Here is a 24,755-nt window from a genome sequence, read left to right as displayed (position 1 = left end):
GTGCGGGCTAAAGGCCCGCACCCTCACATTAAAATTGAAGCGGGGCGGCTGTCTTTATAGGGTTACAAAACCAAAGCTATTGCAGAGATTTTTCTATGTTTTTGATTGGCGAAGCACTCGTTGGCGATGGAGCGGAACTCGCTCACATCGACCTCATGATCGGCGACAAAATGGGCCCGGTCGGAACCGCATTTGCAAACGGCCTGACCCAGCTTTCCGCAGGTCACACCCCGCTTCTCGGCGTTATCCGCCCGAACCTCCTCCCAAAACCGGCAGTCCTGATTGTGCCGAAAGTTACCCTCAAGCACACTGAGCAGGTTACCCAGATCTTTGGCCCCGCACAGGCAGCTGTTTCCAAAGCAGTCGCCGACGCACTTGAAGACGGCGTCTTCACCGGCATGGATGTGGATGAGGTTGTTATTGTTGCAAGTGTTTTCATCTCTCCTGATGCAAAAGACTTCAACAAACTCTACCGCTTCAACTATGGTGCAACCCGCCTCGCACTTTCCCGCGCACTCGACAAGTTCCCGGACACCGCAACTGTCCTGAAGGAAAAAGACCGTGCAGCCCACGGTGTTATGGGATTCAAAGTTCAGCGGCTCTGGAACCCGCCCTACCTCCAGGTCGCTATGGACCTTGTCGATATGAGACAGGTGGAGCGTGTACTGCGTGAGGTTCCGCAGAACGATCACGTCATTTTTGAAGCAGGAACTCCGCTCATCAAACAGTTCGGCTTAAACGTCATCGGTGAAATCCGCAAAATCCGCCCGAACTGTTTCATCGTTGCAGACTTAAAGACCCTTGACACTGGCAACCTTGAAGCACGCATGGTGTCCAACGCAGGCGGCGACGCAGCAGTGGTATCAGGTCTTGCTCCGGTTGAGACGATTGCCGCATTCATTAAGGAAGCAAAGAAGTGCGGTATCTATGCAATCATCGACATGCTGAATGTTGACGAGCCGGCAAAGCTGATCGAAAGCCTTGCAAAGATGGGCGGCGCAGCACTTCTCCCGCAGTATGTTGAGATGCACCGTGCAATCGACAAGGAAGCAAGCGGCGACTACAGCTGGGGCGACATCAAAAAGATCAAGGCAGTCGCAGCAAAGTATAATGCGAAAATTCTTGTCGCAACCGCAGGCGGTATCCGCGTGCCGGTCGTGAAGAAGGCACTCGCAGCAGGCGCAGACGTTGTTGTCGTCGGCCGTGCAATCACCGCAAGCAAAGACATTAAGAACGCGGCCGAGTCCTTCCTTGCAGAGCTTGACTCTGAAGAGATCGATCAGTTCCGTGTGATGACCGATTTCTAAATCGAAATTCATTTTACTTTTTCTTTTTTTATCTGAAACGCGAATAGCGCAAATAGCATAAATAAAAAATCGCCAATGACGATTTTTCAAAAAAAAATGTCTGCAGCAAAACCGTAGCCAAAAACATATACTTTAAACACTGTCCAACCCAATATAATCACAGTGTGAACGCCCCGAGAATAAAAAAATGAATTCAAAAATTACCAATACACCACATATCGGAGGAGGGCCGTGACAGGCGGATCAGTGGGTGATGTCGTAACCCGGTACCATACCCTGCAGACGCCGCTCCATCTGGAATCAGGAGCGGTACTCAATGACATCGTCATCGCCTACGAACAGTACGGCTGTTCGCCAGCACACGGAAACACCATCCTTGTCTGTCATGCACTCTCCGGCGATGCGCACGCAGCTGGCATGCACAAAGGAGACAAACATCCGGGTTGGTGGGACGGCGTCATTGGGCCAGGAAAAGCGCTTGACACCGACCGGTACTGCATCATTGCAACCAATGTGATTGGCGGCTGCAAAGGATCAACAGGCCCTGCCGCAATCAATCCTGATACAAAACTTCCTTACGGCCCGGACTTTCCGGTGATCACCATCCGCGACATGGTTGCAGCCCAGCACACATTTCTCATCGAACAGGAGATCCACGACCTTTATGCAGTTGTCGGCGGGTCAATGGGCGGCATGCAGTCCTTGCAGTGGAGTGTTGAGTACCCGGGATTTGCCCGTCGCATCGTTGTGATTGCTGCTGCCGGCTACTCAACACCGATGCATATAGCCTTCGGTGCTGTGGGGAGAGCTGCCATCATGACCGATCCCGCATGGAAGGGCGGCCGCTATTCCGCGGACGAAAAACCTGACCGCGGTCTCTCCCTCGCCCGTATGATGGCACACATTACTTATCTCTCGGATCAGTCGATGCACAAAAAATTCGGACGAAGGCTTCAGGAAAAAACCGAGTACGGTTACGGCTTTGAGACCGAGTTCAGTGTCGAGAGTTATCTGAAGCATCAGGGCAGAAGTTTTGTGCAGCGGTTTGATCCAAACTCCTACCTCTACATCACCAAAGCCATCGACTACTATGATCTGACAAAGAACGGATCCCTTTCAGAAGGGTTGAAGGAAACGGATGCCAAATTCTTAATTCTCTCGGTCTCGACCGACTGGCTGTATCCGCCGTATTTGTCTGAAGAGATCGTGATGGCTTTGAACAGCATTGGAAAGGATGTGCAGTACACCGAAGTGATGTCAGGGTTCGGCCACGACGGATTCCTGCTCGAAGACGATCAGATGAACTATCTGATTGGCAGGTTCCTTACTCCGTTAACGGTCGCAGACATCATGATCCGTGATCCCCCAACCATCCGCGGATGTGCAACTATTCGTGCCGCTGCCGCGACAATGATAGAGCGTGAGGTCAACCATCTGCCCGTGTTGCACGCAGACGGAACGCTGTGCGGCATTGTGACGTCATGGGATATTGCAAAGGCGGTTGCCGGTGAACACACGATGCTTGATGAGATCATGACAAAAAATGTTCTGAGTGTGTCTGCAGACGCAACGCTCCGCGACGCGGCAAAGATTCTGGACAAGTATCACATATCAGCCCTGCCGGTGGTAGGGCAGGGAAAAGTTGTTGGTATGCTGACCAGTGAACAGCTATCACATATTGCAGAGAGGAGATAATATGAAAATACTTGGTATTCATGCGGACCGTGTCTGGTATAAGGTGACGAAGAAAACGAAAATTGCAGAGCCGGAACCGATCCCTGAAGACGAGATGCTGGACTGCGTTCTGCTGTTCTGCTGTGTGGAAAAGTCTGATGAGGTGAATCCTGAGGTGACGGTGTCTGCAACAGTTGAGAGTATTTGTGTGCGGCTCGGGCGGCTGAAGGCAAAGCGGGTGATGCTGTTTCCCTATGCACATCTCGCGTCTGATCTCGGATGCCCGGGAATTTCGCAGTGGATTTTAAAGACGATTCAGGCGAGGCTGAGTGAGGAAGGGGTGGAGACCAAACGTGCGGCGTTCGGTTGGTACAAGGAGTTTGAGATCAAGAGTAAGGGCCACCCGATGGCTGATTTTTCGATGTCGGTCTGTCCTTTCATCGGTGGGGCATGCGAGGGAGAGTGCTGCCCGAAAAAGCAGGAGCATCTGGAGATCATTGGTCAGTCATAATTTTTTTTCTGTTGTGGACGTACGCATCAGCCCACGGAAAAACGGAACGCATGCCTTCGGCCTGCTTACTGCTTCGCAGGAATACACGGAATTTCACAGAAAAAAAAACATCACGGAGCAGACGTGAATACCACGGAAATATTTTTCTAAATTGAAATTTCATTAGCGTGCTCTTGGAAAATTTTCAAAAAAATAATTGCAGAAAATATTTTTCGGGGCCTCACATGAAAATATTTCATCACGAGATTTCAGAAAAAAAAATCGTTGGCATGCTCTTGGAAAATTTTCAAAAAAATAATTACAGAAAATATTTTTCGGGGTCCCACATGAAAATATTTCATCACAAGATTTCAGAAAAAAAATCGTTGGTTTGCTCTTGGAGAATTTTCAAAAAAATAATTACAGAAAATATTTTTCGAACCCTCACATGAAAATGTATCATCACAAGATTTCAGAAAAAAAAACGTTGGCGTGCTCTTGGAAAATTTTCAAAAAAATAATTGCAGAAAATATTTTTCGGGGCCTCACATGAAAATATTTCATCACGAGATTTCAGAAAAAAAAGACATCACGAAAATATTGTTCAAATTTATACTTCCGTGGTGTTCACGTCTGCTCCGTGATGTTTTTCGGTGATATTTCAGTGTTTTCCGTTTTTCCGTGGGCGGTAAAAAAATCACACAACAACCTTCGCCGTGCTGCCGTCAGGATTTTTCGCAACAATGATCTTCTTCTCAATCCGCTGACGCAGATCCTCGACATGCGAAATGATTCCTATCAGCCTGCTGCCGGTCCGCGGCGCCGCAAGCGTTGCCAGAGTCTCAATCGCCTGATCCAGCGACACCGAATCAAGAGACCCGAATCCTTCATCGATGAAGAGAGCGTCCAGCTCAATCCCGCCCGAGGTCTCCATAATCACATCAGACAGCCCGAGGGCGAGGGAAAGCGCTGCCTTAAACGACTCGCCGCCGGAGAGGGTCGAGGTCGGCCGCTGCTTTCCGGTGTAGAAGTCGATCACATCCATCTCAAGCCCCTCCTTTCTTCGCTGATCCGTTGCCGCACTCCGCTGCACAACACGGAACCGGCCGTCGGTCATCGCATGCAGACGAATATTCGCCTTCTCAAGAATGCGTCCGAGATATGCGGACTGCACATACTCTTCAAACTTCATCCGAACCCCTAACCCTGCCGCATCACCGTTCGCCGCACGGGAGAGATCAGAAAGTTCAGTGTGTCTCGCAGAAACTGCTGCATACTTTTCCAGAAAACCTGATATCTCAGACAGAGCGGCAGAGTTTTGCATAATCCGGTACCCGAGATCTTTTTCCTCCTCCTGAAGAGCTGCGTAGCGGCGTTCCTCATCAGCGAGACCTGCGGCAAGAGCAGGGATGTCGATTGTGGTATACCCTTCGGTCTTTTTCTTCAAAAGCACAATCTGTCCATCGGTCGAGGAGCGGAGCTCGCGGTACTGCTTCAGCTTCTCCTGCGCAGCAAGAACCTCTGCATCACTCATCAGCGCGTTGTGATATCCGTCGCGGGTGAAGCCACGCATCAGAAGTGCATTGTTGAACGCCTCCCCGCTCTCGCGGGAGGCGCGCTCAGCATCAGAAAATATTTCCTCAGCAGCCGTGCATGCCGAAGCTGCATCATATCTCGCAGACTTTGCCAGATCAGATCTTTCCAGCAGCTTGGCCTCACGCGTCCGGCGGTCTGATATCGCAGACTCCCGTTTTTTGATCTCCTCAGTCAGTTCAGCAACCGAGGAGTACTCAGGCGGGAGCTGACCTTTCAATGCCTCGGCCCGTGCCTTCGCATACCCGGCACGCTGCCTGATGTCGGCAGCATTTTCTGAAAGCTCGGCAAGCTCTTCCTCGCGTTGCGGGGAGGAGTCATGCATCTGTTTGAGCTCAGCTTCAAGAGCAGACTTTTCCGTGAGCAAAGTTTGAAGCTCTGCAATCTCAGCACGAATTGTTTTCAGCTGGCCTTCGGAAGAATTCGTCTCCTCACGAATCAGTCCGTCAAGAATTCTTGCCCAGTCAGAACGCTTCGGAAGCGTGAACAACAACTCAGCCGCAGAAAGAAGATGCTGCTCTCCGGCACGAAGCGTGCTTCGCGCTCCTGAACATTCGGATGCAGCACGGCTTCGGGCATTTTCTTTTGTGGAAAGTTCAGCCTTGGAAGCATTCAGTTCCGCCTCGGTCGGGATACCGGCAGGCAGGGATGCCGGACGCGGATGAAGGGATGAGCCGCAGACCGGACATGGAGAGCCTGCACGCAGATCCTTTGCCATGATGCCTGCCTGTCCGTCGAAGAAGGCACGTTCCTTGCGGGTGAAGACATCCCTGGTCTCTTCATACGCGTCAGCGGCCTTGGTGTAGGCGATCTCTTTGAGGGAACACTCCTTTACTGTTTTCTGATACACCAGAAGCTCTTTGGTAAGAGCGTCAAGGGATGTGAGCCGCACGGCAATCTGATCCTCGCGATGTTTTGCGACTGAAAGTTTTTCGGGAACAGGAGCCAGCTCAGAAAGTCTGAGCATCAGTCGGTCGCGCTGGACATTCATCCGCTTTTGATCAGCCTTTCGTCCCTCAAGCTCTTTTTCGATCCTCTCAAGCTCACTGCCGCCCCGCACATGCTGGCCCCTCACCGTCTCGTACTCGGCAAACTGGGGAACAAAACCTTTGAGTTTGCCGATCTCCTCCTGCATCAGCGGAAGGGAAAGATTCTCCCGCTGGGCTTTCGAAAGTTCCGCAGCCGCGGCTTCCGCTTTTTCCTGTGCAGCAGTAAGTCTGGCTTTTGCTGCGCCGCATCCGTTTCGTGCAGCAGTCAGCCGCTCGCAGGCTGCGTCCGCCCGTTCTCCGTACGGCACTACCTCACGAACCTTCTGCGACATCTCCAGCCGCTCGCCAAGTTTTGCCATTTCGCTTTCCTGTTCACGAAGTTTTTGCGCGACTGCTGTTGTCTCCAAAAGTCGGTCGAGGTCAGCATTAATCTGTTTTGCAGCTTCAATTGATGCATTGATTTCTGCGGTGCGGTTTCTCGCTGACTGGCACTCGCCTTTGAGAACAGCTGCATGCGTTTTGTCATCCCTGAACTGGGTTCCCGCCGCCGCGGAGAGATCGTTCAGACGGAAAAATCCGTCCGGAGAGCCTCGCACCTCATCCAAAAGAGCGGCGAACGCGGTCTCTGGGGCCGCGATAAATCTGCCGGCACGCTCCACACATGACTGCTGGATTTTTTCAGTCTCCTGCTTTGCGGCACGCGCTTGTGCAGCAATTCTGTTCTGGAACTCCTCGAACCGTTCGGTTGCGAACAGTTTTCTGAGAATGTCGGCACGCTCTTTACTGGTGCTGAACAGAAATTTCTGAAAATCATTCTGAGCCAGCATCGCAACCTGACGAAACTGCTGACTGTCCAGACCAAGAAGGAGGAGGACTTCCTCTCCAACATGTTTCGCGCCGGAGATCTCGGTGCCGGTCGGCATCACAAGACTCGCGGTTGCTTTCTTCTCAGTGCCGGCAATGATGTAGGCAGGAGTGCGCCGGATTGTGTAGGTTTCATTGCGGTGAAGAAACACCAGCTCGACAAAAGGGACCGCGTCCGGTCCGGCAAAGTCACTTGCGAGAGTTTTCGCCTCGCGAATGCTGCCGCTTGCAACACCGTAGAGGGCGTAAGTTATCGCGTCAAAAATGGTGGTCTTTCCTGAACCGGTGTCGCCGGTTATGAGAAAAATTCCTGACCCGTCAAATACCGAGAAGTCGATCACCGTTTCTTTGGCATACGGGCCGAACGATGACATCGTCAGACGAATTGGTTTCATCGCTCCCCTCCCATCTCCTGCAAAATTTCCAGAACAACCGCTTCCTGAAGAGTGGTCAACGGCCGCCCTGAGACTTCAGCAAAAAAACCTGCAAAAAGATCGCGGTCCGATTTTTGCAGATCCTCCATTCGTGCGCCGGCAGCTGTTGCTGCAGGAGTGGCGTCACACACCCGCTCAACACCAATGACCGCAGGATACTTTGCACGCAGCCGAGCCATTGTGTCTGCGGGGGGCATCGGGTCAGTCAGCTGCACGAAAAAGAAGTCATCGTGGGGCGTTGGAACCGCGCCCGCAGCAGTGAGGTCATCAACCGTTCCGCAGATGATACGCAAATCGCGTAACGGTTTGAGTGGAATCTGGCGGATCGTTACATTACCTTTCTCAAAAAATTCCACGACCGTGACCGACTTTGCCGGCCCGCACTCAGACGGCGAGTACTTTAAGGGAGAGCCTGCGTAGCGGATGGTGGCGAGGCCCACCTTCTGCGGTTTGTGGAGATGACCGAGCGCCGCGTACTCAAACTCGGCAAAATGTTTTGCATCCACCTGTTCAATGCCGCCGACCGTGATCCGTTCAGACTCGGATGATGCAGGCATCGTGCCAAATCCTGCAACGAACTGGTGCGCGATCACAGCGTACCGCTCGCCTGACTTGATCGGAATTGAGGCGAGAACGGCAGCAACCGCCTCATCAAATGTTGTAACCGTGATGTCGCCGAACTTTCCCGAGCTTCTCACTATCGCAGGATCGATGTAAGGCAGCAGGCAGAGATGCAGAGGACCGAACTCGTCAGAGAGATCGATGACTCGGACGTCACGCTCGCTGTCATAGACGCCGTTGATGTAGATGCTGCAGGAGTCCATGATGCCACTGCCGTAATGAATTCGTTCCGGCGAGTCATGATTGCCGCTGATCATAAAGACAGCGATGTCTGATTTCTGAAGGTACGTGAGAAATGTGTTCAAAAGATCAACCGCAGCACGACCGGCAACCGGCGTATCAAAAATATCTCCGGCAAGTATGATGCCGTCAGCGTTTTCCGAGACGGCAAGCTGGGCTATCCGGCGGAGAATGAATGCCTGATCCGCGAGAATATTGTATCCGTAAAACTGTTTTCCGAGATGAAGGTCGGCGGTGTGGATGAATTTCATGGAGTTGTATGCCGGATTTTCGTAATTATACTTCGGTGTGTGAGTGATTAAAGATTTACCAGAGAGACGTTCGTGCTAATGTGCCACATGATAACATACCGCACTAATTTATATCTCAGAAACGGCAACATGGTAGTAGATTCAGATGAACGAAAGCCACACCCATTCTTACAGCGGTTACAAGGCTTTGTTCCTCGTCTTTTTCTTCTTTAGCTTTAACTAAAGAACCGTCACGTTTTCGTATGACGTTTTTTGTAATGCTGTTCTACGAACTTGAGTGACGTCCAAAAGACGCGAATCTTTCGACAAAGGTGGATGCTACAACATGTTTGGAATTAGTGACCCAGGGATATGGATAACCTACGTAATCTGTATCGCCTCCTTGATTGGCTGCTTTATTTACGGATACCTTTACTGGAACAAGGATAGTGACGACGATGGCAGTAAGTACTGAGTTGACAATTCTCATCGTGCTCTTCTATCTGGTAATGATCCTTGGTCTTGGATACTACGGATACAAGAAGACAAAGAAAGTTGAAGACTACATGGTCGCGGGTCGCAACACGCATCCGATAATTATTGCCCTCTCCTATGGTGCGACGTTCATCAGTACGTCAGCAATCGTAGGGTTCGGCGGAATTTCCGCACAGTATGGTATGAGTCTGATGTGGCTGACCGTGCTCTGCGTTATTGTCGGTGTGATCATTGCCTTCCTGTTCATGGGAAAACGCATCAGACGTGTGGGAAAAGAGCTTGGTGCCCTGACATATCCTGAACTATTTGGAAAAATGTTCGGGTCCAAGTTTTTGATCTATGCATCAGGTCTGATCTTTGTCGCTGCGATGCCGCTCTATACGGCAGCGGTTCTCATTGGCGGAGCACGGTTTATTGAGACGACGCTTGGGATTCCGTACATGACGGCACTGTTCGGGTTTGCCGTGATTGTTGCGCTTTACGTTGTTATCGGCGGACTGATTGCTGTCATGTACACCGATGCGGTGCAGGGAGCGATCATGCTTCTCGGTATGGGACTGCTGCTCGTGCTGACCTACATCTATCTCGGTGGCGTTGTTGTTGCCAACAGTGCGCTGGAAGCAATGACACCGCTGGTTCCGGAAAATCTTGTGGAAGCTGGAATGACCGGCTGGACCTCAATGCCTGAGTTCGGCTCGCCCGTATGGATGACAGTGATTACAACGCTGGTGCTTGGTGTGGGTATCGGTGTTCTTGCCCAGCCACAGCTTGCTGTTCGGTTCATGACGGCAAAGGACGGCAAGTCACTGAACCGTGCGGTTCCGATGGGGGCACTCTTCATCGTGATGATGACCGGAGTTGCGTTCACGGTCGGCCCATTGACCAACGTCTACTTCATGGAAACAACCGGCCAGCTTGCTCTTGCAGCAGCCGGAGGAAATGTTGACTCGGTGATTCCGCTCTACATCAACTCGGCAATGCCTGAGTTGTTCGTGATAATTTTCATGCTGACTCTGCTTTCTGCGGCGATGTCGACACTTTCGTCACTCCTGCATACGATGGGAACAACGCTTGGCGGCGATATGTTTGCACGGTTGAAAGGAAAGCGATACTCGGTCCGGGCAAATCAGATCGGTATTGTGGTCATGCTGATTGTAAGTCTTGCGATCGCAGTTGTCATGCCTGACAGCATCATTGCCCGTGCCACGGCAATGTTTATGGGTCTGTGTACAGCAGCACTTCTACCGGCGTTCATTCACGGTCTTGTGTCCAAACGTCCTTCGTTTCTTGCGGCAAAGTGGAGTATGATCGCGGGAGCCGCAGGCTGGCTTGTCTGGACGGTGTTTGCCCATACGGCAGAGTCCAAGGCGCTCGGCATCTGTAATGCAATCTTTGGGGTTGACTCGCTGGTTGCAAGTCCCTGGAACTATCTTGATCCATTAGTTGTCGGAACGATTCTTTCGATCGTGGTGCTGATAGTTCTGATCCCTCTGGACAAAAAACGTGTCACCCGCGAACAGCAGCATAGTTTTGTGTGAAAATATTTCATATCTTTTTTTGAACAGATTTTTCCTGACACATTTCGAGAGGTTTTCGGAAATGGATTCCCGTTGTGTCCTATTCAACACAGAAAATCGACGTCTGAAAAATATTATTAAAAAATGAAGATATATTTGGGACAAAGGGAAATTATTAAAAATCAAAATCCAGAAAAATATCAGAACATTACACCGGTTTATGATGATAAAGATGCAAATATGCAGTATTTCAGGAGTACTTTCAAACAAATCTGCCCATAGACACTCAGAAATATTTATTAACAAACGTACCCAATTACATTATACAGATAGGATGTAAACCCTGTTTGCACAATTACGATTGTCCCGAACAGATCATTCGTCCCGGCGACATTCGGACTCCATGCGGCATTCTGAATCTACGGAAAACCACCGCGTAGTTTCAGATTACGGGAGTCATCGCATAACTACACTCTCATAAATATATCTGCATGGACCCGGTCGATACCGTAAATTTTTTTAAGATAACGTTATGAAAATATTTCTTTGGTTTTTTTCAGATAGAGGTTACGCGATACGTTTTTTGAAAATATTTGCTGCCCGTAAATTTTTTTCCCAAAAAAAAAATAAAAAAATAAAAAAAATATTTTTGAAAAAAAATGTCACGCGGATTTGGTATCCGCGGTCCAGGAAAGGATCATGCCGACAATCAGAACAATGATCGCCGCAAGAACCGTTGCATGCATCATGACAAGGAACACATCCAGATAATCCACACTCATCTTTGTGCCGGCACCAAGAACAAGATTTGTCAGAACCGTCATCATGCCGATTGATATAGCCATGCCAAGCATCCGTGTTGTCGAAAGCGTTCCTGACGCCATGCCGTACTCCTGCTCGGTAACCGAGTTCATGATAGCCGTGCTGTTCGGCGTTACAAAAATTGCAATGCCCACACCGAAGAGTGCCTGAACCGCAATCATCGTCCAAATCGCCTGCTCGGATCCGCAGGTCAGCAGCAAAACCATGCCGAGTGCAATGATCACAAGGCCCGTCGTTGTCGCATACTTTGGCGGAGCGTTTGCAACAAATCTGTCGATGATCGCAAGAACAATCGAACCGCATCCAAATGCCGCAACACTTGCCGCAATCACTGCCATCGCAAGCCAGGAGGGATCAGCTGACGGAGCACCAAGCAGGAATGCCGCAGCACCGCCAACCACGGCAAGGACAATGCCTGGGAACAACAGCCACTTCGGCAGAAGATGATCGTAGAATTTTCCTGCAACAATCGTAAACAGCACAAGAACCAGCCCCTGCGTGGTGACCACAAGCGCACGATCGAGTGCGGAAAATCCCCATGCATGAGTCATGTACATCGACACAAGCGAACCCATCGCATAAATTGCCACATAATACAACAGGTTCGCCGAGTTGTTGAAGGTGAATCCCTTATTCTCCAGAAGCAGCCGCACCGGAATGAGAGGGTTCGCCGCACTTTTCTCGTACCGGAAGAACAGAACAAGAAGGATGAGTCCGAGAACCAAAAGCCCGAGAGCAAGCGGGTCTGGCATTTTGGAAAAACCGTAGAGGCCAAGCGTCATGCCGACTATGAAGAGAACAGCTCCCGTCCAGTCATAGGGTTTGGTGTCTGTGGGCTTGTCCCGCGGGATGAACGGCACGGCAAGGATGAATGAAAGGAGAGAGATCGGCACGAGAATCAGATACACCATCTGCCATCCCCAGACATCAGTTAAGGCACCCGCGAGCAGCGGGCCTGCAAGCTGACCGAGGAACACACCGGTCATGGCAATTCCGATCGCAGTTCCGCGAAGCTCAACCTTTACGGCTGAGGTCACCAGAGCGATCGCGGTTCCAAACATCAGCGCATTGCCGACCCCTTCAATCGCCCGCATCACGAGAACCATCTCACCAGTCGTGGAAAGACCGATGCCAAGCGAACCGATGCCAAGCAGCAGAACACCAATCGTGAAAAATAATTTTTTGCTGATTTTATCCGCATACCGTGCGGCGGGAATCAGAAATATCGTTGACGTCAACAGATAGATCGTCAGTATCCAGCCGAACATGCCCATCGGCAGCTGGAGATCGGCGATCAATGACGGTAGTGCAATGTTTGTTGCCTCACCAATAAACGGCGGCAGAAAGCATGCGATTGCAACAGTTATCGCCACCAGATACTGCTGACGGCTCATGCGCAGGGATTCCATACTATTCCATTGGCAGGAGCTATGGTATTAAGATAGCGAAATGATTAGCAACTCAATTGTGAGTAAAAAAAGATTAGGAGTTTCTTCTGCCATCCTCGATCACGTTATCGGCACGATCCGAGTCAAGGTGCGGGCAGAGTGTGAACCACTCGGTTTTGATCTCGCGCTCGTCGGCTGGGTCGCGGAACTTTACCAGAGTGGTGACAGCACGGTAACAGGTGCGGCAGAGTGGAACTGGATGTTCACTGCCGAACGTAGGAAGATCAGTTGGGGACGAGGCACCGCAGAGGTAACAGGTGTGAAGTGATGATATCTGCTGACGCCTAGCGGCGGGAGCCGTGGACGTCGGTGGCGGCGGCGGGGCAACGGTTTTTACCGGAACCGGCTCTGCCACTGAAACGGACACTGGTCGCGACACTGGCTTTCGCACTGATTGCCTTGGAACATCTTCTTCTTCAAAGAGATCCTCCTCTTCTTCTCTCTCCGGTGCGGCGGGGCTGCGGCGCGGCTCATCATACTCGATGTACTGCTCGGCATCCTCGCACTCATAGGCATCGGATCCAAACTCAGGGTCAACCATCCGATCAACGATGCCGGTCTCCATAACTCCGTCGCGGATGCTGAGTTCAGGATCGCGGACATGCTTGGGCACATAGGACTGGGGAATTTCCTCGGTCTCGGGCGAAACGGTTTTCTTTGCCGGCTGTTTTTTGCTTCCGCCAAAGAGGGAGGAGAAAAATCCCTTCTTTTTTGGTTTGGATTTTGAGGAGGAGGAGCCTGTTTCCATCAGAAAATCAGTTGAATCGCCAAACGATGCGTCGGAGTAGGTATCAAACGACTCCTTTTCCACCGCATGTTCTCCGCCGAATCCTCCGCCAAGGACGTCAAAGGATTTTCCTTTGGACTTTTTCTTTCTCGACCCGCTGCCGCCTATCGACCCTCCAAGCGGGTCAAACTCCTCTTTTTTCCGTGCCATACTTCATCCTTCGCCGTATTTCTACTTTCATATGCAACGCCCACCTATTAATACCTCTGGAGTGATCTCTTTAGTATAGATGAGTGGCAGTGCTGAGATGAATGATGACGCCTACTGGTTTTCCCGCGGCGAAATGGAGCGGGACACGGGAAATCTCCGGCAGGCACGCCTCTGCTTTGAGCGGGCGGCTGAACTGAACAAAACCGTTCCAAAGTACTGGGCCGAACTCGGTCTCGTGCTGAGCGATGACGGCGAGGATGAGGAGGCAGTCAGATGTCTGCGGCGGGCAACGGATCTCGATCCGAAGTGTGCGGAGAGCTGGTGTGCCCGCGGCGTTGTCTGCTGCCGGGCAGGCGATGTGGATGCAGCTTTGTTTGCATTTGATCGTGCGGTTCGGCTGAACCCTGAGGTCTCGGATTACTGGTTGAACCTCGGCCTGATGTTTGCCGAGCAAAGTGAGTACATCAAAGCAGTGACCGCGTTTGAGTGCGGCCTTGAGATCAATCTCTATGACGAAGAGTTGTGGAAACAGAAGGCAAAATGTCTGATGAAACTTGGTGAGGATGTTCGGGCCCGCCACTGCTTTGAGCGGGCAGGAGAAATTGAGATGGAGAGGGCGACCCGGCCCTATTGAATTATGAAGAAAATCATTTACGTCTACCTCCCGGACACCATGGCTGAATGGGAGCTTGGAAATGTTCTGCAGGCATTTGCTATGGAACCCATGCTTTGTTCAGGAAAAAAACACTTCACGGTAAAAACCGTCGGCCTCACCCGCGAAGCAGTGAAGACGCTGGGCGGTCTTACGGTTATTCCTGACTGCGTGATTGCAGAGATGAACGACAGCGATGCAGCAGCCCTGCTGTTTCCGGGTGCGGAAACCTGGAAGGATGAAATTCACCAACCAATTCTCGAAAAAGCTGTCGCATATTTTGAAAAAGGAGTACTGGTCGCTGCTGCCTGCGGGGCAACGGTTGCACTCGCTGACCTCGGACTGCTGAACGAGAGACGTCACACCAGCAACGCACTTGAGTATCTCAAAGCCTGTTCACCAAACTATCAGGGAGAGGCACTCTACCAAAACGCACCGGCAGCGGCTGACGGAAATATCATAACCGCGAGCGTGGCAGGAGCTCTCTTGTGGGCAAAAAAGATCATCGAACATCTGGAGCTTTATCCGCAGCCCGTGATCGAAGCATGGTACCGCTACTTTCAAACCGGCGATCCGAACTGTTATCTGGAGCTCATCGCGGCAACAGAAGAACAGTAATAACATAACGATAAAAAAAACGAGTGGACCCGCAGGGATTCGAACCCCGGACCTCCAGCATGTAAGGCTGGCGTCATGACCAGCTAGACCACGAGTCCAATAATGCCTAAATCTATTCTCGCTGCAGAGTAATTAACTCTGCGAAACAACCCCAAAAGGATTGGGGGAGAAATCCCCCCATTTGGTAATTTATGCAAGACCGAAGGACTTGAGAGTCACTTCGGTGTTGACTTTTCCGACCTGGTAAACTTTGCCAGAAGAAATCTCATTGATGATGACTTCTGCTGGAGAGAACAGGCTCTTGTCGATCTTGTAAAAGTCGTAGCCTGCTTCCTTGAAGATGTCGTTGAACGGCTTGCCGTATCCGTTGGATGAACAGCTCGGGATCTTTTCCAGATAGTCAACGATCTCAGGAGCATTCATCGTCAGATTGATCTGTCCGTGGTAGATCGTTGCATCGTTGGTGACTCCCATGGCAAGTTTTGCGCCGCGAACCGGCGGAACTGGCGCGGTACCTGCTGCTGCAAGGATTTTGCGGGTGTCAAAGCCAAGCTCATTTAACTTGTAGACAGCGGTCTCAACACAACGTCCGGCAACCTGAATGGAACCGACGATAGAGGAGGTCGGTGCGACAAGTGCACAGACATTAGCGACGTCAACCTTACACTTTTCTGCAATTTTCTCCATGACAGCGCCGTTTGGCAGGTGGTCTGCCTCAAGACAGATGACTGCTGCGTCGCACTCATCCTCGTAGCCGATGACTTCATAGGTGTGTTTCGGCTGCAGGGACAGAGCACGTGCGGGGCCTGATCCCATTGCAAAGAAGTTCTCGTGCTTCACGGTCCAGCCGGCTTTCTGTGCACCAAGGCAGGAGATTGCCGGGAAGTCGGTGTTCACATCAATGAAGGTCATCGGGAATTTGCCGACCATTCCCTGACGGAATGCGATGTCGCCAAGACCGCCCATACAGATGCGGGTGAAGTAGTCGCCAGCGCCGAAGCCTCCGGGAACTGCCACACCACAGTCTACAATACGGGAGCCGTTGTCAAGCTCATGATATGCTACATTGAATAAATCTGCATTCTCTACGAGTTCTTCGAAGAGATCGAGTCCGAGTTCATTTACACTAACCAAGATTATCCCCCTTAGGATTTATGATTCAGATATGGGTGAGGAAAATAGATAATTGTTATGTGTTTGGCTTGCAGCCTGCCTGAATTTTTCTGAAGGCTAAAACACGTTTTGGGTCGTATCTGAGACTGATGATACGCTGACGGCCTTTTCCGGCGTTCTGATAGGTGAGGGTGACGAGCCTGAGATGATCAAGTTTTTCAATAATTTGTACAAACGTTGTGTAACCTGTTGCTTTCTCGCCAAGAGCGGTGTGGACTTCTTTGGTGGTGATGATGTCTGCATCATTGGTCATCTCGGCAAGTTTGAACAAAACAGCTGCCTCTTCATCAGAAAGTACCCGCACTACATCCGCAAGCCGAAGGTCGCGGGAGATGGAGAATGCTGCGGTGACGTCGTCGTCGGTGACGTTCATTCGTGCGGACTTTTCTGCGTTCATGACAGAACGTTTGATCAGATCAAGACCGATGCGGATGTCGCCGCACTTCATGGTGCGGTCCACGATGCGGTCAAAGAGTTCGTTTGCGAGAACATTCGGATAGAGTCCCTGAGTTACACGCTGGAAGAGAATGCCAGCAATCTCTGACGCGGTGTAGGGTGCGAAGTGAATGATCTGCGGCCGGAAGACCGATGCAACGCGGGCGTCAAGCGAGGACTCGAGATCGACGTCAGGGTCGCTGATGATCACAATCACACCGATTCTGACATTTTCATAGGCTTCATGGGATCTGAGGAGTGCGTAGAGAACTTTGTTCAGTTCTTTTTCATAGACAAGGTAGTTGGCATCGTCAAGGCAGACGATCGGAACGACCGATTCGTTCTCGATGTACTTGGCGATCATGTCAAAGAGCATTTTAAAGGAGGTGCCGGTTGGCGGCTGGCGGTTTTTGGTGAGCTTGGTATAGATGCGGGAAAAGATCGCATACTCTGAGCCGTCAATCTGGCAGTTGATATGGATAGGAACGATCTTTTTGGTTGTTCCTTCGATCTCTTCAAAGAGTTTTTTTACGGAAGTGGTCTTGCCGGTGCCGGGTACCCCTCGGCAGACTGTGTTTAAAATGCGGCCGCCTGCAAGGGCCGGGCGGACTGCGTAGGCGAGCTCCTGAATCTGTTCATCGCGGTACTCAAACTGTTCAGGAACATAATCGATGTCAAAGACTTCGATGTCTTTGAAGAGGGTCTGATCCCACATGAGCAGATTTTTTTTCATGTTCTCTCCTTATTTCATGCAGGCCTTGCAGAGCGTTTTGCCCATGAAGAGGTTGGACACGTCGCGCTGGACTTTGGAAACAGTTGCTCCGCATTTTTCGCAGGTGTAGACGACGGGGTCGTCAATGGTTTTTTCTGCGGTAGAAACCGGTACTTCCGGCTCCGGTTCTGTGAGGACTGGTTCGATTTTTATCGGCTCAGGCTTCGGCACAAAAATTGGTTCCGGCATCGGAGGTACTTCGGGAACTTCAATGATGAACTCCTCTGCGACTGCGAAGACTTCGGTGACGGATGCTTCATCTGCGACCATGTCGTCACATGTGGGGGCAGGACCGAAGAGTTCGTCAAACGGATCCGCTGCGGGCGAAGTTGCCTCTGCAGCAGGATATTTTTCCAGAACCCGCGTGCGGTATTTGTCGATGGATGCACGGGTCGTGGCATCGTTCTGGCCGTAGCCGTCCAGTACCTTATTCAGGTATGCGGCGAGTTCGGCAGCGTCTGACTCGCTCTGCACCTCATCGCTCACTTCCAGGCGAAGACTTTCGTAATTACCCAGATTGATTGCCACACCGATTGTCAGTGTCCTCTTCTCTGACATAGTTACTATACTATTTGGCGCTTTGCGGAATTAATGATGCGTGTCCCTGCGGCACTACTAATTCCCCATAGCTCCGCCCACAGAAAATCGGAACACACTGAATACCACGGAAATTTCACAGAAAAATATCACGGAGCAAACATGAACACCACGGAAGTGAATTACTGTACTTTCACAAAAAATGAATTACTTTCGAATTCCGTGATGTTCTCGTTTGCTCCGTGATATTTTTCTGTGAAATTTCCGTGTGTTCCGTTTTTCCGTGGGCGGCTCGTGAATGATGAAATATAATCCACCGGAACGAAAGACTCATACTCTGATTCTGCAATAGATACTATCACACAAAATCGGCAGATGATGAAAGTTACCCCCGCTGAGCCGCAAGGTAATGATGACGCAGGGGTCTGATGCCGACTAAAAAAAAAGTTTTAAAAATTATTCGTCGTTTTTCTCGACTTCTGCGATCAGGTTTTCCATAACCTTGTCGACCGCGTCCCTTGTAGGATTCTTTTCGCTCGTTCTCTTGACGATGAACGGTCTGCCTTCGTCACCTGCTTTGCGCATCTCGATGTCGATTGGGATAGAGCCAAGGAAGGGAACATTGTACTGGGCTGCAACTTTTTCTCCGCCGCCTTTGCCGAAGAGATCAACGACCTCGCCGCAGTGCGGACAGACCATGCCTGACATGTTCTCAATGATGCCAAGCACTGGGAGATCCATCATCTCAACGAACTTGATTGCCTTCGTGGAGTCAAGCACCGCAACATCCTGCGGGGTCGTAACGATCACGGCACCCTCAACGTTTGGTGCAAACTGTACGATGTTGAGCGCCTCGTCACCCGTTCCCGGCGGGAGGTCAACGACGAGATAGTCAAGGTCTCCCCAGTCGACATCGCCGAGGAACTGTTTGATTGCTGCTGCCTTCATCGGGCCGCGCCATACGATCGGGCTGTCGGTGGTGTTGAGAAGAAGGGCCATTGAAACGACCTTCAGTGAGCCGGTCACTTTTACCGGCATCATCTTGTTGCCGAGCGCCTGCAGTTTCAGATTCTCAATGCCGAGCATCTTGGCAATGCTCGGGCCGTGAATGTCAAGGTCAAGCAGACCGGTCTGGTATCCGTGGCTGGCAAGTGCATAGGAAAGGTTTACCGAGACCGTACTTTTGCCGACGCCTCCCTTGCCGGAGAGGACAAGAATCACATGCTTTACACTGATGTCAGCTTTCGGTGGCTGCTGGCAGGTATCGGTCTTCTGCGAGCATCCGTCGCAGTGTCCGTCACATCCTTCTGGTTTATCTGACATGTTTTCATTTCACCTGTAATGTAAGTCTATATAATGTATTGCCTATTCTGTTGCACGGTAGAGAGTATAGTCTTTGCGGATTAGGCGGTGTTGAACGTAAAGGAAGGGCTTTGCTTCTAACGTCCAATAGGCTGAAAATTTTCAGTCATAGTACTTGGCAATCATGAATTCTCTGATTTCTTTTCCGAATGAAATTCATAACTTCTTTTTTATATAACAGATATTCGTCTGTGCCGGAAAACTTTGGAGGAGTTTTGAACTCGTCAAACGGCAAATAAAATTTAATTTCCTGATTTTCGTCAATCAGATCCTCCAGTAAAAAGAAATTGACGTAGCCGATGAAATCATCAAACAAATCGAAAAAATTCTTGTATCTCAATAAGGTATCATAAAGAGGACTGTCTTGATCTAAATAAAAACGGCGGATACATTCGAGTGTCAAGTCAAACCGGTCGTCAATGAAATAGTTAATTCCGCGTGCCTGATTGATTGTGTGGTTGCCGTTAATTCTGTTATTGGGAAAAATAATATAGGCCCCAATAGTGGAACCCGCATCAAAGAGTCCATTTACTTCACCGGGAATTTGTTCTACAAGCCATTGCTTTCGTTTCTGATTTTTGTATGAATGGGTAATAGCATCGCTCCCAAAACAGAACTCCCCTAATTCTGATTTATGGTGTAAATAAATTCCATTTTTGTTGTCAGATAATTCGAAATGTTTGCCATTGGGTAGTGGTTTACTCCATAATATCTTATGGTATTTTCGAAGAGTTTGGCTGGTAGAATCGGGATCTCCACCCCTTGCATCAGTGTAAAAATTGTAATTTGTATCGATTTTCATATGTTTGGTTCTCTACTTAGATGTAATCCCAATTAACTCGTTGGGAATCACCCAGCATCACTCGTTTTCCGGGGAATCTATCCCTGCATAGTAGGGTTTTATGTCAAGTACCGGTGTGTTGTCAAGGGCTTCGAGTCCCCGGACGGTCAACATGGTTCCTTCTATTGATTCGATGGTCACAAGAGTCAGCGAGATGGGATTCGGGCGGACTGGCGCACGGGTTGCAAAAACGCCGGTGAGTTGTTTTCTGCCGTGCGGAACAACCTGCAGGATATCGCGTTCGGAACGATCAAACCAGCAGAGAATGAAGACGGCATCATCTGGAGACAAACCAACGAGGCCGTCGCGGTACTCGGGAAAAATTTCGATGTGACTTATCTCACGAGTATTTCTCCCCTGGTTCGGTGCATCCTTTCGGTCCTTGAAGGGAGAGTGAACAATGCCAATGGGCCGGCACTCAACAGGTTCCCTTCCCTTCCGAAGGTCATCAATCATATCAGCTGCTGACATTTTGTCAAGAGCATTGTTGCACAACCAGTCGCAGGACCCGATGTACGAATTTTCCCGCGGAACATGATGATAGCTGACGCTCGCAAATGCTGCGGCACTCTCCTCTGCCTCCTGATGAAGCGGCTGAAGAGATGCGGAGCGCACTTTGTAGGTTCCGTTCATCTGCGATATCATCAGCTCGCTGTCTGAGTAGATGTTCAGCTCGGTTGTTTTGGGTTCTGCATATTTTTTCGCCGAGCGGATGGCATGGATGAGTGCAGTGTACTCGGCAACATTGTTCGTCTGTTTTCCAAGAACCAGTACGTCAGACTCAAGAACTTCAGTTCCCCGAAGAATCAGCCATGCGGCAGCGGCGTTCCCTGGGTTCCCGCGGCTCGCGCCGTCCGTATATATTGTCAGGCAGTCCATGTGAGTTCTGTTACCTCTCACCCTATTTATGAATAAGGTTTGGACTGGTTGAAACATTATCCTCAATCTATACATCTATAATGATTCAGAGGAGAGGGTATGTACTATGGAAAAGATTACCATCCATCTCGGAAAAAATGGTATTACCCCGTCGAGCACACTTTCCGGCGGGAACATCTCGCCGAAAATTGATCTCTCCGGTATGCCGCCTGAGGTAAAGTACATCGCAGTCATTGTGCAGAACAAATCCGGCAACGGAAAGACAGAGTGTATTTGGACGATCTGGAATATTCCATCGGTCGGACATGTCCCGCCAGGATATGAGGAGGGGCCGGTGCCAAACTTTCCGTTCCCGGCAATTCAGGGTCTCAATGATTTCGGCGGACATGGTTGGCACGGACCCGAGCCGAAACTCGGAAGTGATGAGAGGATGCTCTTTCAGGTGTTCGGCAGGGCTGACCGCATTGTGATCTCTCCGGACGCGAAAATGGATGAGGTAATTGCAGAACTCCGTGACGGCAAGACGATTGCTTTCGGCAGTCTTGAGTCGATGCTTCACTACTGAAGCACTCAATTTTTTTGCGGCGTCTCTTCATCCAAGAGGGGAAATCTCATGCAAAATGCCGCGTTTTTGAGAGGCTTTGCGCGTGAGAAAATCCGAGGCGTTTTGAGTCAACATTTATCGCCGTATTCTGAGTTATTTTCCAATTGACGTGATATGAGCCGCTTTTTTTCTGTCATGACAAACAGGTTTATACACCAGAAAATCAGATGTAGAATTATGTCACACAAAGAGGCAAAAAAAGCAGAAGCCCCAAAGGCAGCACCGAAAGCAGCAGCAAAAGTTGAAGCACCAAAGGTTGCACCCAAGAGCGGAAAGAAGAACTAAGGTTCTCCCCCTCATTGCATAGAACACAAGATACCGATTGTTGAACGTGTGACACCCTTGACCGGAATTATTCGGTCATCCGCCTGCCACAGATATCATGCGTTGGCCGGAGATGCCCTCCGGCATTCGCATGTTTTGGCTGTTTTTTTACAAGTAATTTTGTTGTTGGGGAACTCCGCAAAGTAGACATAACAGTAAGCCTAAGTTATTTCTATGGCACTAATTACCAGTGAGATAAAAGAACAGATTGCAAAAGTAGGTGTCTGCCATCTGATCACCGCGTCCAAAGCCGGTGTTCCGAATGCAGCGCCGATGGGCGGTCTGTGGGTGATGGACAACGACACCATCTGGATCTCCAACAACTTCATGAACAAGACCGCAGAAAATGTTCATGAAAACTCCCAGGCAGCACTGCTTGTCTGGAGCAGAGAGCTTGGCAACTGCATTCAGCTGAAGGGAACGGCAACTCTTGAGTCCGACACAGACGACTACAAAAAGATGCGGGAGTTAATGGAAGCAAAAAAGCCGGGACTCCCAAAAAAAGAACTGCTGAAACTTGTGGTAAAAGAGATCTATACCTGCATGCCGGGACCTGCAGCAGGAGAAAAGATCGCATAATTTTTTTTATTTTGAAAACTGTTTTTTCAGCTGATACTCAACGGCAAGAATCGGAAACGCCATGAGGATGAGTTCAACAGCTACAATCAGCAATACGGTGGATGGATCAACTGCGGTTCCAATGCAGAGAAGCAGAACTGGAACAGCTATCAGAAGAAAAACTCCATAGCCGACAGAATATGTTCCAAACATTTTCTGCGCCGCATCCCATGACTCCTGCGACTGTCTGGATCGCGGTGTCCGTTAACCGATAATTCTGGAAATTTTTTTCGGCGGATACTTCAAAAGCCCTGCAGCTCCGGCAATGAGAACCATAGGTACCACGAGAGAGATGAACAGGATGAATACCGGATCAAGACTCATTGCTGTTCAGCCTTAATCCCCCGAAGCTTGCGGATCGCGTGTGATGATCGCGCAAAGAATGCGGAGAGGAAGAACGAGAACTCAACCGACCAGACATCAACACCCTCGAGAACCTCATAGCCGTCTTCTTCCATCACCTGTCTCACATGCCGGCCAAGAGAACCGGAGAGAACTTTTTGTTTGTCAGAAAGCAGGGACTCAGCGCTCGTGTAGTTGCGGCGGACTTCGGTGTAGTACCGGTCCTCATCAATCCAGGGACCGGCAAACTCCTCCTGCATCAGATACTTTTCCACAAACCGGTCAGCATTTTCATGGTTCCAGACCGGCGGGCCGCTTCGCAGAACAATTGCCGGCAGTCGTGCAATGATAAGCTCGAAGAGAATTAAGCAAGTCTCCGCGCCCATGGAAACCTCAGCACGGTGAACCTGAAAGTCCTCGGCAATAAGCATGGCCTTCATGGACTCCATGGTTTTCCGGAGCTGGGGAACAACTGTGTCCGCAACGTAAGCAGGGGTCTTCATCCGCACGGCAAGCATCGAGGTTCCGCGCATCTGAAGAACAGCCGCGAACTCGGTTTTTCCCATCTGGGTCGGCGGGTCTGCAACAAAGTAAAGCGGACTCGGAGAAGCACAGTAGTCGCGGGCAAGCTCCATGAACTCGGCGAACCGTGTAGGTGTGAGCGCGGCTGCAACATTTCGATCTTTGTCGGTCGGGTCGATAACAATGAGCGGCTCGGAAAATTTTTTTCTGGTCTCCTTCGTATCGGCATAATATTTTTCGATGTCAACGACCTCACCGTACCGGAACTCAGATGCTGCCTGCATAAACTGGGAAAATTCGCCGTAGGCTAAGATGAGAAGCTCGCACAGATATCCTGAGAAGCCGCCGGTCATATGGTCTGAGCCGTAGACTCCTCCGCCTTTGGCAAACTGTTTGAGAAGCAGAACATCCTCGCGAAGACTGCCGATTTTTGGGAGAAGGTAGCGTGTGTGAAACGGTGTCCTATCCACTGCGCACTTCATCTCAGCGGTGGAGCCGACATGATAGCAGGGAACAAGGTCCACGTCGAACCCTTCAATCACCGCATTGAGATACGGATGCTCTGCATATTTTTCCTCAGACGTGCCAGAGAATTTTTCGACCACCGCATAGGCTGCGGCAAGTCCTTTCTCCTGCAACTCCTCGCGGGAAATCTCCGGCGGGAAGAGCATGAAGATATCAATGTCCTTGTCGCCGCGAACCCAGGTACCTCTGGCGACCGAGCCGGTCATCATCGCAGGGACGCCTGCCACTTCGTTGACTGCGGCGATGAGTTTGTTTCCCATCTCCTGTGCTGCAGAACGTTCCGCGTCGGTTGGGAGCACGCGGCCTAAAACTTCCTGTTCTATACTACTTCTCGTCACAGTTTCACCTCAGCAATTGTTTCATATATTGGACCGGATGGGGTTAAGGTACTCTTTTTGAGTGCTACCTTGTCAATCGTGCAGCTGCCAAAATCTGCATCTTTGACTGCGGCAACTTTTGGCAGAATGTCAGGCGAGTACTCCTTTACGCGGGCAAGCGTGAGATGAGGGGAGAAGGGTTGTGTTTCCTTGGGGATGCCGATCGAAGAGAGGAGTGAATCGAGTTTGCTCGCAAGCTCTTTTGAAGCTCCGTTATCTTTGACTTCAGCTTTAATCACGCGCGTCGGCCTGCCGAAGACACCGACACCGGACGCTGAAAGCTGATACGGTTCTCCATGAAGTTCGGAGAATGTGGTGATGATTTTCGGTATCTTTGAGTCCGGCACCTCGCCAAGGAACTTCAGGGTGATATGCATCTGGGATGCTCCCACAACACTCAGTCGCGCAGACGTCCCCAGAAGCGACTGCGCCGCAGCCGCGAGATTATTTCGGATCTCCGAAGAGGGTTCCACAGCAATAAACAGCCTCGCCATTTCTGATGAGTATGTAGGA

Annotated in this window: 21 protein-coding genes, 1 tRNA gene and 1 pseudogene; 9 read left to right on the top strand and 14 right to left on the bottom strand. The window is 50.4% G+C overall.

All coding sequences use genetic code 11. The features are described 5' to 3' along the window. Positions 1 to 95: 95 nt before the first annotated feature. The 3 genes from McpCs1_RS00835 to McpCs1_RS00825 all read left to right on the top strand — a co-directional run bounded on the left by McpCs1_RS00835 (position 96) and on the right by McpCs1_RS00825 (position 3,492). Positions 96 to 1,307: a bifunctional 5,6,7,8-tetrahydromethanopterin hydro-lyase/3-hexulose-6-phosphate synthase gene (locus tag McpCs1_RS00835; RefSeq protein WP_338095365.1), complete on the top strand. Its 1,212-nt coding sequence runs from the start codon at positions 96 to 98 to the stop codon at positions 1,305 to 1,307. A gap of 231 nt (positions 1,308 to 1,538) precedes the next feature. Then, entirely contained in the window at positions 1,539 to 3,002 is a 1,464-nt protein-coding gene (metX, locus tag McpCs1_RS00830) for a homoserine O-acetyltransferase MetX (protein ID WP_338095364.1), read from the top strand. 1 nt (position 3,003) lies between these two features. Then, positions 3,004 to 3,492 (top strand): threonyl-tRNA synthetase editing domain-containing protein, encoded by a 489-nt coding sequence (locus McpCs1_RS00825; RefSeq protein WP_338095363.1) that lies wholly within the window; start codon positions 3,004 to 3,006, stop codon positions 3,490 to 3,492. Between the two features lie 676 nt (positions 3,493 to 4,168). On the opposite strand, the gene McpCs1_RS00820 is transcribed toward McpCs1_RS00825, so the two are convergent. Together McpCs1_RS00820 and McpCs1_RS00815 are read right to left on the bottom strand one after the other, a co-directional pair. Beyond that, positions 4,169 to 7,312, bottom strand: coding sequence for an AAA family ATPase (locus McpCs1_RS00820; RefSeq protein ID WP_338095362.1), 3,144 nt, complete (start codon positions 7,310 to 7,312; stop codon positions 4,169 to 4,171). Beyond that, positions 7,309 to 8,463 (bottom strand): exonuclease SbcCD subunit D, encoded by a 1,155-nt coding sequence (locus McpCs1_RS00815; RefSeq protein WP_338095361.1) that lies wholly within the window; start codon positions 8,461 to 8,463, stop codon positions 7,309 to 7,311. Before McpCs1_RS00815 ends, McpCs1_RS00820 begins: the two co-directional genes overlap by 4 nt. A 325-nt stretch (positions 8,464 to 8,788) precedes the next feature. Between McpCs1_RS00815 and McpCs1_RS00810 the strand changes: the two genes are divergently transcribed. Continuing rightward, positions 8,789 to 8,917 carry a symporter small accessory protein gene (locus tag McpCs1_RS00810; protein ID WP_338095573.1) on the top strand — a complete coding sequence of 43 codons (129 nt, stop codon included), beginning with the start codon at positions 8,789 to 8,791 and terminating at the stop codon, positions 8,915 to 8,917. Further along, positions 8,901 to 10,475: a sodium:solute symporter family protein gene (locus tag McpCs1_RS00805; RefSeq protein ID WP_338095360.1), complete on the top strand. Its 1,575-nt coding sequence runs from the start codon at positions 8,901 to 8,903 to the stop codon at positions 10,473 to 10,475. Before McpCs1_RS00810 ends, McpCs1_RS00805 begins: the two co-directional genes overlap by 17 nt. A 641-nt stretch (positions 10,476 to 11,116) precedes the next feature. On the opposite strand, the gene McpCs1_RS00800 is transcribed toward McpCs1_RS00805, so the two are convergent. After that, complete coding sequence (locus tag McpCs1_RS00800; RefSeq protein ID WP_338095359.1) at positions 11,117 to 12,685, bottom strand: MFS transporter; 1,569 nt, start codon at positions 12,683 to 12,685, stop codon at positions 11,117 to 11,119. A 73-nt stretch (positions 12,686 to 12,758) separates the two neighbouring features. Next, entirely contained in the window at positions 12,759 to 13,661 is a 903-nt protein-coding gene (locus tag McpCs1_RS00795) for a hypothetical protein (protein WP_338095358.1), read from the bottom strand. A 79-nt stretch (positions 13,662 to 13,740) separates the two neighbouring features. On the opposite strand from McpCs1_RS00795, the gene McpCs1_RS00790 reads away from it, so the two are divergent. After that, positions 13,741 to 14,295: a tetratricopeptide repeat protein gene (locus tag McpCs1_RS00790; protein WP_338095357.1), complete on the top strand. Its 555-nt coding sequence runs from the start codon at positions 13,741 to 13,743 to the stop codon at positions 14,293 to 14,295. A 3-nt stretch (positions 14,296 to 14,298) separates the two neighbouring features. Continuing rightward, positions 14,299 to 14,931 carry a DJ-1/PfpI family protein gene (locus tag McpCs1_RS00785; protein WP_338095356.1) on the top strand — a complete coding sequence of 211 codons (633 nt, stop codon included), beginning with the start codon at positions 14,299 to 14,301 and terminating at the stop codon, positions 14,929 to 14,931. 24 nt (positions 14,932 to 14,955) lie between these two features. Here the strand turns inward: McpCs1_RS00785 and McpCs1_RS00780 are convergent. From McpCs1_RS00780 to tsaA, 7 genes are all read right to left on the bottom strand, one after another. Further along, positions 14,956 to 15,029, bottom strand: a tRNA-Val gene (locus tag McpCs1_RS00780). Between the two features lie 91 nt (positions 15,030 to 15,120). Then, positions 15,121 to 16,065 carry a methenyltetrahydromethanopterin cyclohydrolase gene (gene mch, locus McpCs1_RS00775; RefSeq protein WP_338095355.1) on the bottom strand — a complete coding sequence of 315 codons (945 nt, stop codon included), beginning with the start codon at positions 16,063 to 16,065 and terminating at the stop codon, positions 15,121 to 15,123. A gap of 55 nt (positions 16,066 to 16,120) precedes the next feature. Then, the gene (locus tag McpCs1_RS00770; RefSeq protein WP_338095354.1) at positions 16,121 to 17,272 is read right to left on the bottom strand and encodes an ORC1-type DNA replication protein; all 1,152 of its coding nucleotides are present in this window, start codon (positions 17,270 to 17,272) and stop codon (positions 16,121 to 16,123) included. A gap of 9 nt (positions 17,273 to 17,281) precedes the next feature. Further along, positions 17,282 to 17,869: a hypothetical protein gene (locus McpCs1_RS00765; protein WP_338095353.1), complete on the bottom strand. Its 588-nt coding sequence runs from the start codon at positions 17,867 to 17,869 to the stop codon at positions 17,282 to 17,284. A gap of 435 nt (positions 17,870 to 18,304) precedes the next feature. Further along, a complete protein-coding gene (locus McpCs1_RS00760) occupies positions 18,305 to 19,171 on the bottom strand; it encodes an Mrp/NBP35 family ATP-binding protein (RefSeq protein WP_338095352.1) in 867 nt (288 codons plus the stop codon). Positions 19,172 to 19,316: 145 nt separating this feature from the next. Continuing rightward, positions 19,317 to 20,012, bottom strand: coding sequence for a DUF6994 family protein (locus McpCs1_RS00755; protein WP_338095351.1), 696 nt, complete (start codon positions 20,010 to 20,012; stop codon positions 19,317 to 19,319). A gap of 57 nt (positions 20,013 to 20,069) precedes the next feature. Continuing rightward, complete coding sequence (tsaA, locus tag McpCs1_RS00750) at positions 20,070 to 20,930, bottom strand: tRNA (N6-threonylcarbamoyladenosine(37)-N6)-methyltransferase TrmO (protein ID WP_338095350.1); 861 nt, start codon at positions 20,928 to 20,930, stop codon at positions 20,070 to 20,072. A gap of 106 nt (positions 20,931 to 21,036) precedes the next feature. Between tsaA and McpCs1_RS00745 the strand changes: the two genes are divergently transcribed. Next, on the top strand, positions 21,037 to 21,495 hold the full coding sequence (locus McpCs1_RS00745; RefSeq protein WP_338095349.1) for a YbhB/YbcL family Raf kinase inhibitor-like protein: 459 nt from the start codon (positions 21,037 to 21,039) through the stop codon (positions 21,493 to 21,495). A 537-nt stretch (positions 21,496 to 22,032) separates the two neighbouring features. Beyond that, entirely contained in the window at positions 22,033 to 22,437 is a 405-nt protein-coding gene (locus tag McpCs1_RS00740; protein ID WP_338095348.1) for a pyridoxamine 5'-phosphate oxidase family protein, read from the top strand. 6 nt (positions 22,438 to 22,443) lie between these two features. Here McpCs1_RS00740 and McpCs1_RS00735 read toward each other — a convergent pair. The 3 genes and pseudogenes from McpCs1_RS00735 to thpR form a co-directional block, all read right to left on the bottom strand. Continuing rightward, a pseudogene (locus McpCs1_RS00735) lies at positions 22,444 to 22,668 on the bottom strand (SdpI family protein); the annotation flags it as partial. Positions 22,669 to 22,796: 128 nt separating this feature from the next. Then, positions 22,797 to 24,203: a CCA tRNA nucleotidyltransferase gene (gene cca, locus McpCs1_RS00730; protein ID WP_338095347.1), complete on the bottom strand. Its 1,407-nt coding sequence runs from the start codon at positions 24,201 to 24,203 to the stop codon at positions 22,797 to 22,799. Beyond that, complete coding sequence (thpR, locus tag McpCs1_RS00725) at positions 24,200 to 24,736, bottom strand: RNA 2',3'-cyclic phosphodiesterase (RefSeq protein ID WP_338095346.1); 537 nt, start codon at positions 24,734 to 24,736, stop codon at positions 24,200 to 24,202. The genes cca and thpR overlap by 4 nt, the downstream gene beginning before the upstream one ends. Between the last annotated feature and the right edge of the window lie 19 nt (positions 24,737 to 24,755).

It is taken from the genome of Methanorbis rubei (assembly GCF_032714495.1).
Lineage (GTDB): Archaea > Halobacteriota > Methanomicrobia > Methanomicrobiales > Methanocorpusculaceae > Methanocorpusculum > Methanocorpusculum rubei.
This window is presented reverse-complemented; position numbering and strand designations above follow the sequence as displayed.